16 protein-coding genes are annotated in these 16,167 nt (G+C 69.7%); 8 read left to right on the forward strand and 8 right to left on the reverse strand.

All coding sequences use genetic code 11. The features are described from left to right. Positions 1-78: 78 nt before the first annotated feature. Entirely contained in the window at positions 79-696 is a 618-nt protein-coding gene (locus BLR21_RS09320) for a ComF family protein (RefSeq protein WP_090005401.1), read from the reverse strand. Between the two features lie 954 nt (positions 697-1,650). On the opposite strand from BLR21_RS09320, the gene hpf reads away from it, so the two are divergent. Beyond that, positions 1,651-2,316: a ribosome hibernation-promoting factor, HPF/YfiA family gene (gene hpf / locus BLR21_RS09325; RefSeq protein ID WP_090005402.1), complete on the forward strand. Its 666-nt coding sequence runs from the start codon at positions 1,651-1,653 to the stop codon at positions 2,314-2,316. 364 nt (positions 2,317-2,680) lie between these two features. Further along, positions 2,681-5,626, forward strand: coding sequence for a preprotein translocase subunit SecA (secA, locus tag BLR21_RS09330; RefSeq protein WP_090005403.1), 2,946 nt, complete (start codon positions 2,681-2,683; stop codon positions 5,624-5,626). 205 nt (positions 5,627-5,831) lie between these two features. Here the strand turns inward: secA and BLR21_RS09335 are convergent, their stop codons facing one another. Next, the gene (locus tag BLR21_RS09335; RefSeq protein ID WP_143027664.1) at positions 5,832-6,239 is read right to left on the reverse strand and encodes an Rv3235 family protein; all 408 of its coding nucleotides are present in this window, start codon (positions 6,237-6,239) and stop codon (positions 5,832-5,834) included. 69 nt (positions 6,240-6,308) lie between these two features. On the opposite strand from BLR21_RS09335, the gene BLR21_RS09340 reads away from it, so the two are divergent. Then, positions 6,309-6,719, forward strand: a complete 411-nt coding sequence (locus BLR21_RS09340) for an HAD-IA family hydrolase (protein ID WP_090005405.1) — start codon at positions 6,309-6,311, stop codon at positions 6,717-6,719. A gap of 84 nt (positions 6,720-6,803) precedes the next feature. After that, on the forward strand, positions 6,804-7,103 hold the full coding sequence (locus tag BLR21_RS09345) for a hypothetical protein (RefSeq protein ID WP_090005406.1): 300 nt from the start codon (positions 6,804-6,806) through the stop codon (positions 7,101-7,103). Here BLR21_RS09345 and BLR21_RS09350 read toward each other — a convergent pair whose 3' ends face one another. Next, the gene (locus BLR21_RS09350; protein ID WP_090005407.1) at positions 7,104-7,850 is read right to left on the reverse strand and encodes a TrmH family RNA methyltransferase; all 747 of its coding nucleotides are present in this window, start codon (positions 7,848-7,850) and stop codon (positions 7,104-7,106) included. A 105-nt stretch (positions 7,851-7,955) separates the two neighbouring features. Between BLR21_RS09350 and BLR21_RS09355 the strand changes: the two genes are divergently transcribed. Genes BLR21_RS09355 through BLR21_RS09365 form a run of 3 tightly spaced genes read left to right on the forward strand, consistent with a single transcriptional unit; the run spans position 7,956 to position 10,511 of the window. Beyond that, positions 7,956-8,621, forward strand: coding sequence for a phosphotransferase (locus BLR21_RS09355; RefSeq protein ID WP_090005408.1), 666 nt, complete (start codon positions 7,956-7,958; stop codon positions 8,619-8,621). A gap of 10 nt (positions 8,622-8,631) precedes the next feature. Next, entirely contained in the window at positions 8,632-10,023 is a 1,392-nt protein-coding gene (locus BLR21_RS09360) for a WS/DGAT/MGAT family O-acyltransferase (RefSeq protein ID WP_090005409.1), read from the forward strand. Continuing rightward, entirely contained in the window at positions 10,020-10,511 is a 492-nt protein-coding gene (locus BLR21_RS09365; protein ID WP_090005410.1) for a DUF6912 family protein, read from the forward strand. The genes BLR21_RS09360 and BLR21_RS09365 overlap by 4 nt, the downstream gene beginning before the upstream one ends. On the opposite strand, the gene BLR21_RS09370 is transcribed toward BLR21_RS09365, so the two are convergent. Both BLR21_RS09370 and BLR21_RS09375 read right to left on the reverse strand, forming a co-directional pair. Further along, positions 10,508-11,332, reverse strand: coding sequence for a GNAT family N-acetyltransferase (locus BLR21_RS09370; protein ID WP_090005622.1), 825 nt, complete (start codon positions 11,330-11,332; stop codon positions 10,508-10,510). The two genes, BLR21_RS09365 and BLR21_RS09370, sit on opposite strands and share 4 nt — an antisense overlap. Then, a complete protein-coding gene (locus BLR21_RS09375) occupies positions 11,332-11,667 on the reverse strand; it encodes a VOC family protein (protein ID WP_420843871.1) in 336 nt (111 codons plus the stop codon). Before BLR21_RS09375 ends, BLR21_RS09370 begins: the two co-directional genes overlap by 1 nt. Positions 11,668-11,754: 87 nt before the next feature. Between BLR21_RS09375 and pruA the strand changes: the two genes are divergently transcribed. Further along, complete coding sequence (gene pruA / locus BLR21_RS09380) at positions 11,755-13,383, forward strand: L-glutamate gamma-semialdehyde dehydrogenase (RefSeq protein ID WP_090005411.1); 1,629 nt, start codon at positions 11,755-11,757, stop codon at positions 13,381-13,383. A gap of 3 nt (positions 13,384-13,386) precedes the next feature. Here the strand turns inward: pruA and BLR21_RS09385 are convergent, their stop codons facing one another. From BLR21_RS09385 to aroA, 3 genes are read right to left on the reverse strand one after another with little or no spacing between them, the layout of a single operon-like run. Next, positions 13,387-13,842: a hypothetical protein gene (locus BLR21_RS09385; protein ID WP_143027665.1), complete on the reverse strand. Its 456-nt coding sequence runs from the start codon at positions 13,840-13,842 to the stop codon at positions 13,387-13,389. Further along, a complete protein-coding gene (gene rsgA / locus BLR21_RS09390; protein ID WP_090005413.1) occupies positions 13,839-14,843 on the reverse strand; it encodes a ribosome small subunit-dependent GTPase A in 1,005 nt (334 codons plus the stop codon). Before rsgA ends, BLR21_RS09385 begins: the two co-directional genes overlap by 4 nt. A gap of 2 nt (positions 14,844-14,845) precedes the next feature. Then, the gene (aroA, locus tag BLR21_RS09395; protein ID WP_090005414.1) at positions 14,846-16,114 is read right to left on the reverse strand and encodes a 3-phosphoshikimate 1-carboxyvinyltransferase; all 1,269 of its coding nucleotides are present in this window, start codon (positions 16,112-16,114) and stop codon (positions 14,846-14,848) included. Positions 16,115-16,167 lie beyond the last annotated feature (53 nt).

The raw sequence follows: 16,167 nt of genomic DNA on the forward strand, positions 1-16,167 counted from the left end.
CCCTGCCTGCCGCAGCCCTGCCTGCCGCAGCCCTGCCTGCCGCGGCCCTGACCGCTGCGGCCCTGACCGCCGCGACCTTCACTGCCCAGGCCGGTGCGGCCGGGCCGACGTCAGCACCAGCACCGCGTTCGTCCGCACCCCTGCCTGCCGCAAAGCGCGAACACAGGCCGAAGCCGTGGCCCCGGTGGTGACCACGTCGTCGAGCAGCACGGTGGTGCCCGGCGGCGCCGGACCACAGACCTGCACCCGCCCCTCCAGGTTCCGCCTCCGCGCTCCGGCGCCCAGCCCCACCGAGTCGGCCACTCCGGCAGCGAGGCGCAGCACGGGTGCGACGGCGGCGATCTCCGCTTCCCGAGCGATGCGCAGCATGTGGTCGCCGCCGCGATCCCGCGCGGCGCTGCGGCGGGAAGGTGCGGGGATGAGCGTCCACGGTGGAGGCCCGAGTGCGACGAGGGCTGCCGCGACGAGGGCGCCGAACCACGCTGCGAGGGGCCGTGCGCCTCGTTCCTTGAAGGCGAGCACCAGTTCCCTTGCGGCGCCGTGATAGGCGGCCAGCGTCCACACTGGCGGGCCCACACCGGGGACCTGGAGCCGGGTGGGCGGGCCGAACGAGGCGAAGCACGTGGCGCAGCACTGGGAGCCGGCGCGGCCGCAGCCGGAGCAGGTGGCCGGCACGAGCAGGTCGAAAGGTGTCATGGGTTCAGGATGGCGGCGAGGTCTGACAGAAAATTCGGGGGAGGGGCCCGGCGGGGTCTTTCGGCACCGCCCACCAGGGTGAATTTCCGGTGACGTTGTCGATCTCCGAGACGGTTCGGCGCGGCGGGAATCCCCTGCTCGGCGCGCGTTCTGTGACGATCTTGCGAGGCGAAGTAACTCGTTTCGCCCCGTTTGTCGCAGCCGGTGTTTCAGAACTGAGACGTCCGCACACGAGGCCGTCGATCAACGTCCTCGGACTCGAGCGGTCACGCGCCTGAGGCGGCCTCGGGCGTGCGCCCTACACCCCTGACTTGTTAACGACTATTCACGTATGGAGCTGACCAGCGGTTATTACTGGACAATAGCGGTACGTCCGTGCCAACGGTGATCGACTGCCTTGTCCGCCATTGGGCGAAATCTACCGTTCAGCCAGGCGTGACTGGGCTGTGATCGGGCATCCGCGGCGCTCAGTTCGGTGCGAAGAAGTGCGGCGGGGGCGCCGAGAGGTTCGGAATCGATCTCTTCCAGGTTTCGGGAACATGACGCGCGGGTCGCCCGTTGGCTGGGTATGAGGCCGCTACTGGACCCGTTCGACGCAGCGAGGCTGCCGTCGAGTGCCGGTTCGGGTGTGCGCCGTTCGGGTGAGTGGAGTGCCGGGAGGTTTGGTTCGGGGCACGCTCGGGAAACGACCGGCAACGCGCTGTCGTCGCGCTGCGTAGTCATCAAAAAATCTTGTCGTTCCCCCGGCAAGGGGGCTTACGCGACGGTGAATCCCAAGCTAACGTGCACCGCTATCAGCGTTCCCGGCCCACGGGGAGGAGGCGAACAGCCCATGACCCTGGCGCCGTGAGAGCTGAGGGAGACGACCCTCTGCGACACATCCGCGATCGAAGATCGCCACGGCGCTTTAATGCAGTCCAGCCATAGCTCGCAACAAAGCGAGGGAGGTCGTGTATGGACATCGTCGTTAAGGGCCGCAACGTCGAGGTGCCCGATCACTACAGGGTTCACGTCGCCGAAAAGCTGGCCCGGCTTGAGCGCTACGACCGCAAGGTCATCCGCTTCGACGTGGAACTCTTCCACGAGCCGAACCGCCGTCAGTCGAAGAACTGTCAGCGGGTCGAAATCACCGGCAAGGGACGTGGACCCGTGGTCCGTTCCGAAGCCTGCGCGGGTGACTTCTACGCCGCGCTCGATGCTGCGGTCGCGAAGCTCGAGAACCGTCTGCGTCGGTCACACGACCGCAGGCGCGTCCACCACGGGGCCCGCGCCCCGATCTCGGTGGCCGAAGCGACAAGCGGACTGGCTGACCGGTCCGCAGGCGAAAGCATGACGTCGCGCCGCGCCAAGACCGCGGTGCTCGACGCACCCGAGGCCGACTACGAGGGCATGGCGGAAGTGCCCACGCAGCGTTGGGACGACGGCCTCGAAGAAAAGTTGCCCGGACGCGTCGTACGCGAGAAGGAGCACGCCGCCAAACCGATGACCGTCGACCAGGCCCTCTACGAGATGGAACTGGTCGGACACGACTTCTACCTCTTCGCCGACACCGAGTGCGGACGCCCGAGTGTCGTCTACCGCCGGAAGGGATTCGACTACGGCGTGATCAGGCTGGCCTGACCCCGCTCGACCCACGTTCCTTCGACCGCCGCCGCCCCGCACCCCTCGTGTGCGGGGCGGCGGCGTGCGTCTGCGGCCACCCGGCCCCGTTCCGCGCATGGACGTTCACCGTGAAGGTGAACTTGGCCGGGCCAGGAACCTTTGCGCGGCACCCGTACGTTCTTCACACCAGTAGCCGAGGTGGGGGCACCGGCGCCAGGCGGACTGCGGAAGATCGCAGAAACGGCACCTGACCTGCACGAACAAGGTCGGGTAACCCAATCCGCCTGTGTCCGTGCACACATCTTGGCGACTTGCCTACGATGGGCAGGGGAAAGGCGTCCGACGTGGGCGCGCCGCGATACAGGTGATGAGGTCTATCCAGATGGTGCTGTCCCGACTGCTCCGCTCCGGCGAGGGCAAGATGCTCAAGCGCCTCCGCAACATCGCCCAGCACATCAACCACCTGGAAGACGAGGTGGTGGACCTCTCCGACGCGGAGCTTCGCGGCAAGACCGAGGAGTTCAGGAAGCGCCACGCCGAGGGCGAGTCGCTGGACGAGCTGCTGCCGGAGGCGTTCGCCGTGGCCCGCGAGGCCGCGAAGCGCACCCTCGGCCAGCGCCCCTACGACGTCCAGATGATGGGTGGCGCGGCGCTGCACCTCGGTCAGATCTCCGAGATGCGCACGGGTGAGGGCAAGACGCTGACCTCGGTCATGCCCGTCTACCTCAACGCCATCGCCGGCAAGGGCGTTCACGTCATCACCACGAACGACTACCTGGCCAAGCGCGACGCGGACTGGATGGGCCGTGTTCACCGCTTCCTGGGCATGACCGTCGGCGCGATCCTCTCCGAGATGACTCCGGAGCAGCGGCGCGCGTCGTACAACTCGGACATCACCTACGGCACGAACAACGAGTTCGGCTTCGACTACCTGCGCGACAACATGGCGTGGAGCCTGGACGAGTGCGTGCAGCGCGGCCACCACTTCGCGATCGTCGACGAGGTCGACTCGATCCTCATCGACGAGGCCCGCACCCCGCTGATCATCTCCGGCCCGGCCGAGCAGTCGGCCCGCTGGTACACCGAGTTCGCCCGGCTTGTGCCGCGCATGCGCGGCATCGACGTCACCCAGCTCTCCCAGAAGGACCGCATCGAGGTCATCGAGGAGAAGTCGAAGTCGTACCACTACCAGTACGACGAGAAGAAGCGCACGGTCGCCGTCACCGAGCTCGGCGTGGAGTTCATCGAGGACCAGCTCGGCATCGACAACCTGTACGAGGCGGCGAACACGCCGTTGGTGGGCTACCTGAACAACGCCCTCAAGGCGAAGGAGCTTTACAACCGCGACAAGGACTACATCCTCCGCAACGGTGAAGTCATGATCGTCGACGAGTTCACGGGTCGTGTGCTCTCCGGTCGCCGTTACAACGAGGGCATGCACCAGGCGATCGAGGCCAAGGAAGGCGTCGAGATCAAGGCGGAGAACCAGACTCTCGCCACGATCACGCTGCAGAACTACTTCCGCCTCTACGAGAAGCTCGGCGGCATGACCGGTACCGCCGAGACCGAGGCGGCCGAGTTCCACCAGACCTACAAGCTCGGCGTCGTCCCGATCCCGACGAACCGCCCGCCGCGGCGCACCGACCAGCCCGACCTCGTCTACAAGAGCGAGGAGGCGAAGTTCGAGGCGGTCGCCGAGGACATCGTCGAGAGGCACGCGAAGGGCCAGCCGGTCCTGATCGGCACGACCAGCGTCGAGCGCTCCGAATACCTGTCGAAGCTGCTGGTGCGCAAGGGCATCCCGCACGAGGTGCTGAACGCGAAGCACCACGACCGCGAGGCGCTGATCATCGCGAAGGCGGGCCGCAAGGGTGCCGTCACGGTCGCCACGAACATGGCCGGTCGTGGTACGGACATCGTGCTGGGCGGCAACCCGGACATCATCGCCGACCACGAGCTGCGCGACCGCGGCCTCGACCCGGTCACCACGCCGGAGGAGTACGAGACCGAGTGGGCCAAGGTCGTCGAGGAACTGACGACCCAGGGCAAGGCGGAGGCCGACGAGGTCCGCGAGGCCGGCGGTCTCTACGTGCTCGGCACCGAGCGCCACGAGTCGCGCCGCATCGACAACCAGCTCCGCGGCCGCACCGGCCGTCAGGGCGACCCCGGTGAGTCGCGCTTCTACCTGTCCCTGCAGGACGAACTGATGCGCCGCTTCAACGCCGCCATGGTCGAGATGGTCATGACGCGCCTGAACGTGCCGGACGACGTGCCGATCGAGCACAAGATGGTCACCCGCGCCATCCGCAGCGCGCAGACCCAGGTCGAGCAGCAGAACTTCGAGATCCGCAAGAACGTCCTCAAGTACGACGAGGTCATGAACCGCCAGCGCACGGTGATCTACGCCGAGCGCCACCGCGTTCTCGCCGGAGAGGACCTCCGCGACCAGGTCGAGCACATGATCGAGAGCGTCGTCGAGGAGTACGTCAACGGCGCCACGGCCGACGGTTACGCCGAGGACTGGGACTTCGAGAAGCTCTGGACCGCCCTCAAGACCCTCTACCCGATCTCGCTGGACCCGAAGGAGATCCTCGAGTCCGACGAGGACGTCACGCGCGAGTACCTGCGCGACCTCCTGGTGAACGACGCGATGGACGCCTACCGCGCCCGCGAGACCGACATCGAGGGCCGCGTCGGCGAAGGTGCCATGCGCGAACTGGAGCGTCGCGTCCTGCTGTCCGTCCTGGACCGCAAGTGGCGTGAGCACCTGTACGAGATGGACTACTTGAAGGAGGGCATCGGCCTGCGCGCGATGGCGCAGCGCGACCCCCTCATCGAGTACCAGCGCGAGGGCTTCGAGATGTTCAACGCGATGCTCGACGCGTTGCGCGAGGAGACCGTCGGCTTCCTCTTCAACCTCCAGGTCGAAGCAGCGGAGCCGGAGCCCGCCGAGCCCGAGGTCCCCGTGACCCTGGGCGCGGCCCCGCAGGCCCTCCCGCAGGTGTCGGGCAACGGCGGAGGCGGCGGCGCACGCGCCCGTGCCCGCGCCGCGGCGGCCGCCCAGCAGCAGGCCCAGCGGGAGCCCGACGCCCCCGCAGGCCCGGCCATGGCCCAGCTGGCCAGCGGCAACGCCATCCCGCCCGCCCTGCGCGGCAAGGGCCTCGGCGGCCCCGGCCAGCAGAACCTGAGCTACAGCGGCCCGGCCGAGGACGGCGGCGTCGACGAGCACGGCGAGACGGGCGGCGCGGCCGGCCAGCAGGGCGGCACCCGCAAGGAGCGCCGCGAGGCGGCCCGCCAGGCGGCGAAGAACAACCGCAAGAAGGGCTGACACCCCACCGCACGTGGGCCGCGTTCCTCCGGGAACGCGGCCCACGCGGCGTTTGGGGCGGCGGAACCCGCGGGCAGGGCGCGCGCTCCGCGAAGCGGAGCCCCCAACCCGCGAGCAGGGCGCGCGCTCCGCGAAGCGCAGCCCCACCACCGCGCATACGCCGGAAGCGCGGCCCACGGGCCAGCGCGGCTTCCACGGCGGCGCTTCACTCCAGCACCGTGAACGACGTGAACCACCACCTCCCGCCGGCGTGCTCGGCCCGACCGGCCGCCGCCAGCACCCGCCCCTCCCGCCGCAGGGTCACCGACATCTCCGCCACCAGCCGCGACGGATGGCAGACACGAGGCGGCCGCACCATCCGCGTGGTCCGGGCCCGGACCGACCCGCCGAGCCGGGCCGCCAGTACGGGCACCGCGATCTCCCGCAACAACCGGGCAGGACGCCGTCCGTCCAGCACCTCCAGCACCGCCGAGAGCAGCCGTGCGGCGTCCAGCGCGGGGGACGGTGGCTCCGGCACCGGGACCCACACCGGGCGCGGCCGGGGCAGGGGGATCCGGGCGTGGCCTCCGACCGGAGGTTCGTAGGCGGGCAGGCGGCGGACAACTGGGGGCATGGTTGACCTGGCGCGCCGGCAACCAGATCAGGACACCGAACACCCGAAAGTGGGGTTACGGTCGCCACCATGCTGAAAGCCCTGGTGCTCGACTACGGCGGCGTCCTGACCGACCCCGGCGAGGACAACCCCGCCGAACCGCCGCTGCTCACCGCCCTGCGCAAGGCCAGGCAGCACGGACTCAAGACCGCCCTGCTGTCCAATGCGGACGGTTGGTGGCAGCCGCCCGGCGCGCTGACCGCGGTGCTGGACGCCGCGGTCATCTCCGGCGAGGTCGGGCTCGTCAAGCCGGACACCGAGATCTACCTGCTCACGGCGACCAGGCTGAACGTGAAGCCGGAGGAGTGCGTCTTCGTCGACGACCTCGCGGTCAACGTCCGGGGGGCCGCCAAGGCGGGCATGGTCGGTGTCCACCATCGGTCGACACGGTCCACCCTCGAGGAGCTGGAAATCCTGCTAGCGATCGCACTCCGCGATTGAGGGTTCACCCCGGCGCGTCATTGCCCCTTTTTCGGCCAGGCACTAGCGTTGAATTCGCCGGTAGTCGATTGAATAGGGGAGAAAATGCGAAGAATTGTCGCTTGTGTTGCGGTCGCCATTGCAGCCACGGCAATTGCATCACCCGCTCAGGCGCAGGAACGCGGCTGCTACGAGGACTATCTGAGGGACGGGCGCACCATCGAGGTCTTCTGTGACGAAGGCCGGCCGGGGCGGTTCCGGGCCGTCGCGCACTGCACGAACGGGCTCGGGGTCTGGGACCAGTACGGGACGATCGGCCGGGTCAGGGGCGAGCCCTCGGTGGCGGAGTGCACGTCACTGCTGGGGTACCCGCGGGTCAACGGGTACCACGTCGACTGGCTTTGATCACTGAGCCCGGCGCACCAGCTCGAAGCAGAGCACGGCCGCCGCTGACGCGACGTTCAGGGATTCCACGCCCGCCGCCATCGGAATCGACAGCCAGGACGTGATGTGCGGACGCACGCCCTCGGTGATTCCGGACGTTTCGCTGCCCAGTACGAAAGCCGCGCGCTGCGGGAAAGAAGCGGAATAAATCGTGTCGGGCGCGTGGGAATCGAGCGCGTGGAGCGAATAGCCGGACGCGCGCAACAATGCCGAGGCCTCCGCCGAGGTGCCGCAGCGCAGAACAGGCGCGCGGAAAGCCACTCCGGCGGAGGCCTTCACCACGAGCGGGTCGATCGAGGCGACGCCCCGGCGGGGCACGACGATGCCGTCGATGCCCGCGGCGGTCGCGGTGCGCAGGATCATGCCCACGTTCGCGGGGGTCGTGATGCCGTCCAGCACGAGCACGGACCGCAGCGAACCCTCTTCCAGGGCCAGCGCCAACGGCTTCATGCGCGGCGCGACCACGTCGGCGAGCACGCCCTGGTCCTGCTTGCCGTTGCCGGCCAGCACCTTCACGCGCTGCGCGGTCGCCCGCTGCACGGCGACGCCACGCGTACGGGCCGCGTCGAGGATCTCGCGCGCGGCCGGGCCTCGGGCCGTGTCGGCGAGCACCACCTTGTCGACCGTGAGCGCCGGGTCGTCCAGCGCCTCCAGCACTGGCTTGCGGCCGTAGACGGTGACGAAGCGGTCCTTGGGCGAGATCTCCACGGGAAGAGGGTGACAGAGGCGGGCACAGCGGGCTCAAACGGGTGAAGAGCTCCACTAGAGCCGTTCGGCCCTTGTGCTTTGGATCATATCGATGATGATCGTCACATGACGTCAGGTATGCGCAGCGTCGCGCAACGTCAGCATCTCGCGAGCGGTCAGGACTCGGATGTGTTCATCCGGTCCGACGGGCTGCTCGTCAAACGCACGCGCACAGGCCGTGACCTGCGGCGCGAGGCCGAGATGATGCTGTACCTGAGTGGCTACGGCATCCCCGTCCCGCGCGTGCACGAGGCCACGGAAGACGAACTGGTCATGCAGTACGTGCCCGGCCCGCGGATGTCCGAGGAGATCGGCCGCAAGCCGTGGCTCGCGGGCAGCCTCGGCGAGGAGCTCGCGGACCTGCACCACCGCCTCGACGTCATCCCGGCGCCCGGCTTCCTCAGCGGCGAGGGAAATCTGCTGCACCTCGACCTGCACCCCGGCAACGTCGTGCTCGGCCCGGAAGGGCCCGTGGTCCTGGACTGGGCGAGCGCCACCAAGGGCGACCGCAGGCTCGACGTCGCACTGAGCTGGGTGTCGCTCGCCGTCGCCCACCTCGCGCCGGTCATGAAGCTCACGCGCTGGCGGTTCCTCCGCTCGTTCATGGCCAACGTCGACCCGGAGGCGAGGGACGCGATTCCGGAGGCCGCGCGCATCCGGCTGGAGCGGCACGACCGCGATCCGCGCGAACGCGCCGCACTTCAGAAGCTGATGGACCGCGGACGCCACTAGGCTGGGGTGCATGCCGGACCGCCTGTCAGCGCTGGACGCCTCGTTCCTGTACCTGGAGGACGCCAAGACGCCGATGCACGTCGGCGGAGTGGCGGTGTTCCGGCGGCCCAAGGCCGGCTTCGACTACGACAAGCTCGTTGACCTCATCGAGCAACGCCTCAGCCTCGTGCCGCGCTACCGGCAGAAGGTCGTGCACGTCCCCGGACGCATCGCACGCCCCGTGTGGGTCGACGACCCGGACTTCGACGTCACCTACCACGTTCGCCGGAGCGCCCTGCCCAAGCCGGGCAACGAGACGCAGCTGCACGACCTGATCGCGCGCCTGATGTCGCGCCCGCTCGACCACTCCCGCCCGCTGTGGGAGATCTACCTGGTCGAGGGCCTGGAGAAGAACCAGACCGCGGTCATCACCAAGACCCACCAGGCCATGATCGACGGCATCGCGTCGCTGGAGATCGGCCAGGTCATGCTGGACGTCTCGCCGACGCCGCGCACCAACATCGAGAACCTCTGGATGCCGCAGCCCGAGCCCGGTTCGCTGCAGCTCGTGGCCGACGCGGTCACCGACATCGTGCACAGCCCCGGCGAGCTCGTGGAGAACGTGCGCAGCGCCGCCCTCGACACCTTCAACACGGTCGAGAAGGTCTTCAACGCGTTCGGCGTGCTCGCCTCGGCCGTCCGCACCGCCGCCACGCCGGCACCGGGCTCCCCGCTGAACGTCCGCATCACGTCGCCGCAGCGCCGGTTCGCCGTCGCGCGTGCCCAGCTCGACGACCTGCGCGCCATCCGCAAGCAGCACGGCGGCACGGTCAACGACGTGGTGCTCGCGGCCCTGAGCGGCGCCCTGCGCAACTGGCTGCTCAGCCGCGGCGAGAACGTCACCGGCAGTACCACGATCCGCGCGATGGCCCCGCTGAGCGTCCGTGAGGCCGACCCGGACTCGGGCAACAACGTGAGCGCGTACCTGGTCGACCTCCCGGTCGGCGAGCCGAACCCGGTCGTCCGCCTGCACCACGTGAGCCACGCGATGCGCGCGCACCAGGAGTCCGGCCAGTCCGTCGCCGCCGACGCGCTGGTGAAGGTCTCCGGCTTCGCCCCGCCGACGTTGCACGCGCTCGGCGCACGGGCCGCCAGCTCGTTCAGCCGCCGGCTGTTCAACGTCATCGTCACCAACGTTCCCGGCCCGCAGGTGCCGCTGTACGCGGCGGGGGCGAGAATGACCGAGATCTTCCCGGTCGTCCCGCTCGCCAAGAACCAGGCGCTGGCCATCGGGGTGACGTCGTACGACGGCGGTGTGTACTTCGGTTTGAACGGCGACCGCGACGCCATGTCCGATGTGGACGTTCTCGCGACCATGGTCGAGGAGTCGGTGGAGGAACTGATGGGGACGGCGAGCGCATGAGGGTCTACATCCCGGCCACGGTGCCGATGCTGCGCACGTTCGTCGACAGCGGCGAACTGGCTCCGATCACCGGCACGGCGTTCGCGCTGACGCCGGCGTTGCGCGAGTCCTACGCGGCGGGCGACACGGAGGAGCTGGAGTACGCGGCGATGCTCGACGCCGCCCGTGCCTCCCTGCGGCTGCTGGCGGCCGACGAGAAGGCCGAGCCGCGGCGCGCGGTGCTCGCGGTGGACATGGACGACGTGACGTTGCGCCCGGACCTCGACTTCTCGGTCGTGAAGGTCGGCGGTTCGTTCACCCTGAAGGACGTCGCCGCCGTGCACCTCGACACGGCCGAGGCCGAGGAGGACGTGCGCGCGGCCGTGGACGTCATCGACGCGGCGGACCTGGGCGACCCGGACGCGGAGTTCGCCCTGGGCAGCGCCGAGGACCACGAACTGGCCTGGTACGCGGCGCAGGAGCTCCCGTTCGTCCTGGAACTCCTCTAGCGCCGCTGGTCGTGCACCTCGGGCAGCTGGTCGAACCCCGCTGCCCGGTAGGTGGCGACGGCGCCCGCGTTGGAGCTCGGCGTGCAGACGAGCGCGCTCGACGAGCCGAGTTCTCGCAGCGCTGACGCCGCGCCGACGGTGATCGCCCTGCCGAAACCCTTGCCCCGATGGTCGTGGTGCACACCCATCGGTTCGATCAATCCCGGCCTGCCGGGACCGGCCGACCACACCGTCACCGCCGCGGCCGCGTCTTCTCCGTCGAACGCGACCAGGCAGCGGGCGTCGGCGTACGGCGAACCGGCGGCCATCGCGTGCCAGCGCTCCTCGGTGAACGTCGACTTCTCGAACGACGCCCTGATCACGCCCGCGTGCACAGCCGCCTGATCAGCCCCGATGACCTCGATCCGCACACCCGGATCAGCCACGGGCGCGCCGAGATCACGACGCAACGGCGTCCACGGCTCGTCGGACTGCCAGCCGCGCTTGAACATCAACTCCTGGAACCGCGTGCCCCGCGGGGATTCGACGTACACCGTCCCGGCGGGGAGGACGCCGCGTTCGGGAGTGCAGATGTCGTCGGCCAGCCGCCGCGCCAGGTCCTCGTCGGCACGGGCGTCCGGCGCGATCGTGAACCGCAGCAGGTCGGCGCCGTCCAGCAGCCCGACGGCGACGATCCGCCCGTCGCTGCGCCAGGTCCGCACCGCCGCGGCCGTCGCTTCGGCCCCGAAACGCCAGTACCAGCCCAGATCCCCGGGGTGCAGCTGGAACGGCAGGTCGTCGTGCTGCCACTCACGCAGGGCGTGCACGGCCTCGTCCAGCATCACATTCCCTCCGCGGGTTCCCACAGCTCGATCCGGTTGCCCTCGGGGTCGACACACCACCCGAACATGCCGAACTCGGAATCCTCGGTGTCGGGCAGGACCTCGACGCCGCGTGCCTTCAGCTTGGCCATCAACGACGCCAGGTCGTCCACGCGCAGGTTCAGCATGGTGCGCTGGTGGGGCTCGCCGATGTACTGCGTGTCCTGCGCGAACAACGCCATCGTCGTCGTGCCGGGGTACTCGTTCGTCGCCGTGTCGAGCCAGTGGAAGGTGACGGTGCCCTTCTCGCTCATCGGCACGCCCAGGTTGTCGCGATACCAGGCGGCCAAGCGCACAGGATCCCTTGAACGCAGGAAAACCCCGCCGATGCCAGTCACCCGCGCCACCCGACGGACCCTACTACCGCGTGCCACGATGGGGGAATGGACGCCGTCACGTCTGCACCCGAACCGGTCAACGAGCCCGTGCGCACCTATGCACCCGGTAGCGCCGAACGGGCCAGCCTGCAGGCACGCATCGCGGAGCTCGAAGGCACCACGCACGAGCTGATGATGACCATCAGCGGTGAGCAGCGGATGGGCGGTGGCGACCGCATCGACGTGGTCCAGCCGCACGACCACAGGCACGTTCTCGGCGTGACGGCGCAGGCAACGAACTCCGACGTCGCCGATGCCATGCGCGCCGCCCAGCACGCCGCACCGGGCTGGCAGGAGCTGCCGTTCGACGAACGGGCCGCGGTACTGCTGCGGGCGGCCGACCTGCTCGCGGGGCCGTGGCGCGACACCCTCAACGCCGCCACGATCCTCGGCCAGTCGAAGTCCGTGCAGCAGGCCGAGATCGACGCGGCGTGCGAGCTCATCGACTTCCTGCGCTTCAACGTCCACTTCGGCCGCCGCATCCTCGAAGAGCAGCCGGTCTCGTCGCCGGGCGTGTGGAACCGGATGGACCACCGGCCGCTCGACGGCTTCGTCGTGGCGATCACGCCGTTCAACTTCACCGCCATCGCGGGCAACCTGCCGCTGGCGCCCGCCCTGATGGGCAACGCGGTGCTGTGGAAGCCGTCGCCGACACAGCAGCTCGCCGCGCACTTCACCATGCGACTGCTCGAGGAAGCGGGCCTGCCGCCGGGCGTGATCAACCTCGTGACCGGCGACGGCCAGGCGTTGAGCCAGGTCGCGTTGCGGGACAGGTTCTTCGCCGGCCTGCACTTCACCGGCTCCACCCGCACGTTCAAGGCGCTGTGGCAGACCATGGCGGGCAACCTCGACAACTACCGCGCCTACCCGCGCGTCGTCGGCGAGACCGGCGGCAAGGACTTCGTGCTGGCACACGCTTCCGCCGATCCCCAGGCGCTCGTCACCGGGCTGGTGCGCGGTGCTTTCGAGTACCAGGGCCAGAAGTGTTCAGCGGCCTCGCGTTCGTACATCGCGCGGTCGTTGTGGGAGGGCGGCGTGCGCGACCAGCTGCTCGACGTCACGAAGTCGTTGTCCTACGGCGATGTCACGGACCTGTCGGTGTTCGGCGGAGCGGTGATCGACCACCGCGCGTTCGCCAAGCACAAGGAGGCGTTGCTGATGGCGTCCGCCTCCACCTCGGTCGAGGTGCTCGCCGGCGGCTCGTGCGACGACTCCGTGGGCTACTTCGTCGACCCGACCGTCCTGCTCGGCACCGACCCGCGCCACGACATCTTCACGACCGAGTACTTCGGCCCGATCCTCGCCGTGCACGTCTACGAGGACCAGGACTTCCCGAAGATCATGGAGACCATCGACACCGCGACGCCGTACGCGCTGACCGGCGCGATCTTCGCGCGCGACCGGGCGGCCATCGACCAGGCACACCGGGCGTTGCGGTTCGCCGCGGGCAATTTCTACGTCAACGACAAACCGACCGGCGCCGTCGTCGGGCAGCAGCCGTTCGGCGGGTCGCGCGGTTCCGGCACCAACGACAAGGCGGGTTCGATCTACAACCTGCAGCGGTGGACGAGCCCGCGCGCCATCAAGGAGACCCTGGTGCCGCAGACGGACCACCGGTACCCGCACATGGGGTAGCGGTCATTTCGGCAACCTTTCCAGCGCCGTCGCCGCCAGCCCCTGCGTGACCTGCCCGACCAGGTTGAGGTCGTGGTTGCGCTGCAGGACCTTCAACCCGATGAGCTGCCCGTCCCGCACCTCGACCACGGCGTCGCACGTCACCTCGCCCGAGGAGTCGACGCACCTGCGCGTGAGCGGACGGTCGTCGATCACCCCGCCGTAGCCGCCGTCGGCCAGCAGCTTCTGCGACTCGTCCGCGTACTTCGCGGTCAGCAGCGTGAGGCGGACGGTCAGCGAGTCGAACGGGTAGTCGCACGCCCGCTCGCTCCTGGTGGGAGACCCGTTCATCTGCCCCGCGTCCCCGGACGCGAGCAGCGAGCAGGGATCGACCTCCGCGAACGCCGGTGCCTTGGGTTCCTCCGGGGCCGAGCACGCGGCGAGAGCGACCAGCAGGGGCAACGTCCAGCGCATGCTCATGATCCGTCCGTGTAGTCGTCCATACCGGCACGGGACGCGAGCAACCGCCGCAACGACGTCAACCGGCCCGGCGCGTCCGGCACCAGTTCGTCCAGCATGCAGCCGGGGTCCTCGGGCGAGCCCAGGTGGCCGCAGCCGGGCGGGCACTCCTCGGCGGCCTCGGCGAAGTCCGGGAAGGCCTTCACGATGTCGTCCGGCGTGATGTGCGCGAGGCCGAACGAGCGGATGCCCGGCGTGTCCACGACCCAGCCGCCCTCGGGCAGCCACAGGGCGACGGCCTGGGTGGAGGTGTGCCGGCCCTTGCCGACGCCGGACACCACGCCCACCGCGCGGTTCGCGTCCGGCACGAGCTTGTTGACCAAAGTGGACTTGCCGACGCCCGAGTGGCCGATGAGGCACGACACCGTGTTCGTCAGCCGGGCGCGCAGTTCGGCGGGCTCCTCGTCGGAGCGTGTCACGACCACCGGCACGTCGAGTTCGGTGTACAGCGCCAGCAGCGAGTCCGGCGAGGCAAGGTCCGACTTCGTCAGGCACAGCACCGGTTCCAGGCCGCCTGCATACGCGGCGACCAGGCAGCGGTCGATGAAACCCGTGCGTGGCGGGGGATCCGCCAGCGCGACGACCATGATGAGCTGGGACGCGTTCGCGACGACTACCCGTTCGAACGGGTCGGTGTCGTCCGCGGTCCGGCGCAGTACCGAGGTCCGCTCCTCGACGCGCACGATGCGGGCCAGCGTGTCCGGCTGGCCCGACGTGTCGCCGACGATGCCGACCTGGTCGCCGACCACTACGGGGGTGCGGCCCAGTTCGCGTGCGCGCATCGCCGTGACGACGGCGCCGGACTCCATCGCGCACGTCCAGCGGCCCCGGTCCACGCCGATGACCATGGCGGTCTCGGCGTCGGCGTGTTCCGGCCGCCTCTTGCTGCGTGGGCGCGTCCCCTTGCCGGGGCGCACGCGCACGTCGGACTCGTCGAGTTTGCGCCAGTCCCGCTTGCTCACTTCTACGCGCCCCCGGTGAGCATGGCGTCCCACATGCCTGGGAAGTCGGGGATCGTCTTGGTGGTGCTGCCGATGTCGTCGACCGACATGCCCGGCACCACCAGCCCGATGATCGCCCCCGCCGTCGCCATCCGGTGGTCCGCGTAGGCCTTCCACACGCCGCCGTGCAGCGGAGCGGGATCGATGACCAGGCCGTCCTCGGTCTCGGTCGCGTTGCCGCCGACCGCGTTGATCTCGTTGACGAGCGCGGCGATCCGGTCGGTCTCGTGGCCGCGGATGTGTGCCACGCCCCGGATGGTCGTGCGGCCCTCGGCCAGCGCCGCGAGCGCGGCGACGGTCGGGGTGAGCTCGCTCTCGTCCCGCAGGTCGATGTCCACACCGGACAGCTTCGCCGGGCCCCGCACGGTCAGGCCGCGCTCCGACACCTCGACCGCACAGCCCATGCGTTCCAGGATGCCGCGCACCGCGTCGCCGGGCTGGGTCGTGACGGCGGGCCAGTGCGGGATCGTCACCTCGCCACCGGTCACCGCGGCCGCCGCGAGGAAGACCGTCGCGTTCGACAGGTCCGGCTCCACGTGCCACGTGCGTGCCCTGATCACACCGGGCTCGACGCGCCACACGTTCGGCACGCTCGTGTCCACCCCGACACCGACCGACCGCAGCGTCTCGACCGTCATGTCGATGTGCGGCAACGAGGGCACGGGCCTGCCGTCGTGCCGGATCGTGACGCCCTTGTCGAACCGGGCGGCGGACAGCAGCAGCCCGGACACGAACTGCGACGAGCCCGACGCGTCGATCGTCACCTCGCCACCGGGCACCGATCCCGTGCCGTGCAACGTGAACGGCAGCGCGTCGCCGTCGATCTCGACGCCCAGCGACCGCAGCGCACCCAGCACGGTGCTCATCGGCCGCGTCCGCGCGTGCGGGTCGCCGTCGAACCTGATCTCGCCCTCGGCCAGCGCGGCGGCGGGCGGCAGGAAGCGCATGACCGTGCCCGCGAGACCGCAGTCGACCTCCGCCGGCCCGCGCAGCAGACCGGGCAGCACGTCCCAGCCGCCGTCCTCGCGATCGGTGATGCCGACACCCAGCGACGCGAGCGCGGCCGTCATCAGCACCGTGTCGCGGCTGCGCAGCGGCGCGTGGACCGTGGACGGTCCGTCGGCCAGTGCCGCGAGGACCAGAACGCGGTTCGTGATCGACTTCGAGCCGGGCACCGGCACCGTCGAGTGGACTGGGCCGGACGCGCTGGGGGCTGACCAGTGCTGAGTCATGCACAGATGATCCCGCATCGGCCCCGGCAAGCTCGCACAGGTGTTCCGGTCGT

Origin of the sequence: Lentzea albidocapillata subsp. violacea (assembly GCF_900100275.1) — a bacterium.
GTDB classification, from domain to species: Bacteria; Actinomycetota; Actinomycetes; order Mycobacteriales; family Pseudonocardiaceae; genus Lentzea; species Lentzea violacea.

Bases quoted from the DNA above. Each gene is read 5' to 3' on its own strand.
- hpf (WP_090005402.1), top strand. From the start codon at position 1,651: ATGGACATCGTCGTTAAGGGCCGCAACGTCGAGGTGCCCGATCACTAC.
- pruA (WP_090005411.1), top strand. From the start codon at position 11,755: ATGGACGCCGTCACGTCTGCACCCGAACCGGTCAACGAGCCCGTGCGC.
- BLR21_RS09335 (WP_143027664.1), bottom strand. From the start codon at position 6,239: ATGCCCCCAGTTGTCCGCCGCCTGCCCGCCTACGAACCTCCGGTCGGA.
- BLR21_RS09370 (WP_090005622.1), bottom strand. From the start codon at position 11,332: ATGCTGGACGAGGCCGTGCACGCCCTGCGTGAGTGGCAGCACGACGAC.
- BLR21_RS09340 (WP_090005405.1), top strand. From the start codon at position 6,309: ATGCTGAAAGCCCTGGTGCTCGACTACGGCGGCGTCCTGACCGACCCC.
- BLR21_RS09320 (WP_090005401.1), bottom strand. From the start codon at position 696: ATGACACCTTTCGACCTGCTCGTGCCGGCCACCTGCTCCGGCTGCGGC.
- BLR21_RS09355 (WP_090005408.1), top strand. From the start codon at position 7,956: ATGACGTCAGGTATGCGCAGCGTCGCGCAACGTCAGCATCTCGCGAGC.
- BLR21_RS09360 (WP_090005409.1), top strand. From the start codon at position 8,632: ATGCCGGACCGCCTGTCAGCGCTGGACGCCTCGTTCCTGTACCTGGAG.
- BLR21_RS09365 (WP_090005410.1), top strand. From the start codon at position 10,020: ATGAGGGTCTACATCCCGGCCACGGTGCCGATGCTGCGCACGTTCGTC.
- BLR21_RS09345 (WP_090005406.1), top strand. From the start codon at position 6,804: ATGCGAAGAATTGTCGCTTGTGTTGCGGTCGCCATTGCAGCCACGGCA.
- secA (WP_090005403.1), top strand. From the start codon at position 2,681: ATGGTGCTGTCCCGACTGCTCCGCTCCGGCGAGGGCAAGATGCTCAAG.
- aroA (WP_090005414.1), bottom strand. From the start codon at position 16,114: ATGACTCAGCACTGGTCAGCCCCCAGCGCGTCCGGCCCAGTCCACTCG.
- BLR21_RS09385 (WP_143027665.1), bottom strand. From the start codon at position 13,842: ATGAGCATGCGCTGGACGTTGCCCCTGCTGGTCGCTCTCGCCGCGTGC.